Source organism: Pseudomonas sp. P5_A2_2 (genome assembly GCF_054177685.1).
This window is the reverse complement of the sequence record NZ_JBGCUL010001201.1, coordinates 1-1,229: the sequence shown is the minus strand read 5'-3', so window position 1 is coordinate 1,229 and position 1,229 is coordinate 1. Positions and strand designations below refer to the sequence as shown.

Sequence of the window (1,229 nt, the reverse complement as noted above, 5' to 3'; positions counted from 1 at the left end):
CGCTCAGGCACGGTATAGAAACGTCATAACAACAAGTCGATTGAATCGCGCAGTGCCCGGAGGTTCGACTCCGGGCCAGGCGCAAAAATCGCCGGAGACAACCATGAATGCAAAATGCATCGCCAGGTCCAAGTCGTCGCCAACCCCGTCGGGTGCGCAGCTTTGTGCCGCTCCATCACACCTTATCGATTCCGGGCTCGCCCTGGGCCTTTTCTGCCGAAAGATTCCTCTTGAGTTTGCCGCGTCGACCATCAGACCTGGGCGTCCGTACGCCTGATTGATGGCTGTCCTGTGTCCACGCGAACAAGAGAAACCGTGTGAGCGCCGTTTAAGACGGCTTCGCACTTAGCTGATCAAAGAATTGCAGAAGGGTGTTCACATGCAAACAGAATCCTTTGTGAGTTTTCGCAATGTGCAGAAGAGCTACGACGGCGAAAACCTCGTGGTCAAAAACTTCAATCTGGATATTCAGCGCGGCGAATTCATCACCATGCTTGGGCCGTCCGGCTCTGGAAAGACAACGTGCCTGATGATGCTGGCGGGTTTTGAAACCGTCACTCACGGGGAAATCTCCGTCGACCGCCAGCCGGTCAACGACATCTCGCCACAGAAGCGCGGTATCGGCATGGTCTTTCAAAACTATGCCTTGTTCCCGCACATGACCATTGCTGAGAACCTGGCTTTTCCGCTCAAGGTGCGCGGCCTGTCTTCAAGCGACATCCAGGACAAAGTCAAGAAGTCCCTGGACATGGTCGCCATGGGCCCGCTGGGCAATCGCATGCCCGCACAACTGTCCGGTGGGCAGAAACAACGAGTGGCCCTGGCTCGGGCGCTGATTTTTGAACCTCGCCTGGTGCTCATGGACGAGCCGCTCGGCGCGCTCGACAAACAACTGCGCGAGCAAATGCAGTACGAGATCAAGCGTCTTTCCAAGCAACTTGGCATTACCGTTGTTTACGTCACCCACGATCAGACTGAAGCACTGACCATGTCTGATCGCATTGCGGTGTTCAACGATGGTGTGGTTCAGCAACTGGCCAATCCGTCCGACCTGTACGAGAAACCCGAGACCGCCTTCGTTGCCAGCTTCATCGGTGAAAACAACCGGCTGACGGGGGAGGTCATCGAGCGCGACKGGGATTACTGCCAAGTGCAAGTCGGCAACCTTCGGTTGAAGGCCGTTGGGTCGAAATCCGCGAGTACCGCCCGTGGCACGAAAACCACCTTGT

1 protein-coding gene is annotated in these 1,229 nt (G+C 56.3%); it reads left to right on the top strand.

The window, feature by feature from the left end:
- Positions 1-379: 379 nt before the first annotated feature.
- Positions 380-1,229, top strand: an 850-nt coding sequence (locus ACXRVY_RS30080; protein ID WP_458239084.1) for an ABC transporter ATP-binding protein, incomplete at its 3' end; no start/stop codon positions are given.